The 263-nt window shown below is 70.7% G+C and carries 1 protein-coding gene; it reads left to right on the top strand.

What is annotated here, in order from left to right:
- Positions 1 to 263: phosphoadenosine phosphosulfate reductase family protein (locus DI272_RS44065; protein ID WP_181387603.1), on the top strand; the 263-nt coding region annotated here is incomplete at both ends.

The raw sequence follows: 263 nt of genomic DNA, 5'->3' as shown, positions 1-263 counted from the left end.
AAGGAGCGTGCGGACGGCACCCGCAACCCGCTCCAGACCCTCCCGCTGACCGAGAAGATCCAGGCGGAGAAGTTCGACGCGGTCTTCGGCGGCGGGCGCCGGGACGAGGAGAAGGCCCGGGCCAAGGAACGGGTGTTCTCCCTGCGCGACGAGTTCTCCCAGTGGGACCCGCGCCGCCAGCGCCCCGAGCTGTGGAACCTCTACAACGGCCGCCACGCCCCCGGCGAACACGTCCGCGTCTTCCCCCTGTCCAACTGGACCGA

The organism is Streptomyces sp. Act143 (assembly GCF_003143935.1).
Taxonomy (GTDB): domain Bacteria; phylum Actinomycetota; class Actinomycetes; order Streptomycetales; family Streptomycetaceae; genus Streptomyces.
This window is presented reverse-complemented; position numbering and strand designations above follow the sequence as displayed.